We start from the raw sequence: 1,026 nt of genomic DNA, 5'->3' as shown, positions 1-1,026 counted from the left end.
GCGATGATTTCTAGGGCACGCTGGGGTGCAAAGGAGCGCATGGGCAGGGGGTGGGATTACTGGTGTCCAATCTAACCGAGGGATGAGGGGATGTCAAGGTTTTGCTGGATGGACTCAGTATGAGGGGGTGTTGCTGCCTGCCAATATCATCCAATATGAATTGCTGATGAATTGCTTGCTTGCCCGCTGTAGCTTTCACAACAGCAGTGGCCAAATTTGACTGCTAACTAATGACTGCTAACAATGGGCTTCCCAAGTAGGTGTGCTATTCTCCTGTAGTTAGTGCATCAGGGGTCGTGCCTACAGGATGGTTTATGGGATTAGAAATAGTGATCTAAAATCACAGTAAACTCGCTGAGTGGATTGTGATACGTTGCTTGTCAACCGTTGAGGTACAGTTATGGACTATGCACAGGAGTATCAGCAAGCCGTTGATGCCTATAGTCAGGGAGCCTATGCCGATGCCTTAGTCATCTTGGATCGTATGGTTGAGGCGTTTCCTAACGATCCTAGTGTGCGGCTGTTACGAGGACATACCTGCTGCTATGGACTACAGTATTACGATATAGCACAGGCTGACTATGAAGCAGTGCTAGTGTTGACCACGGATGTTGGGCTGACAGACTATGCCCATCAGGGACTTGCTGTTGTTCAGGAAGCATTGTCTAGCCTGGCAGCGATCGAATCTGCTGCGATCGACTCCACTCCTGAAGATGAATCAACTACCACCGAGGATGCCATTGAGCTTGATTCCCCAGCAGCGTTGGATCCAGATGCATTAGAAGCGGCTGCGGAGGAAGCTGCACCTTTAGAAACGATAGATGAGACGCTAGATTTTACCAGGGATTTGGCATCCCTGTTGGCAGACCGGCCAGAGGAACCGCCCAAACCCGTAAAACCAACTCCCTCCCAGCCTAGGCCATCGACCCAGAAGCCTCAAGTTGCTCCTACTCAGCAGTCTGCCACTCAGTCTAGCCCAGGAGTGATTGCGCTGGGGGCACCACCCCCCTCGGAGGATCTAGAGCC

General features: G+C 51.5%; 1 protein-coding gene. It reads left to right on the top strand.

Going from position 1 to position 1,026, the window contains the following annotated elements:
• Nucleotides 1-400 precede the first annotated feature (400 nt).
• Nucleotides 401-1,026: hypothetical protein (locus NZ772_19405; GenBank protein ID MCS6815724.1), on the top strand; the 626-nt coding region annotated here is incomplete at its 3' end.

This window comes from Cyanobacteriota bacterium (genome assembly GCA_025054735.1).
GTDB lineage: Bacteria > Cyanobacteriota > Cyanobacteriia > SKYG9 > SKYG9 > SKYG9.
This window is presented reverse-complemented; position numbering and strand designations above follow the sequence as displayed.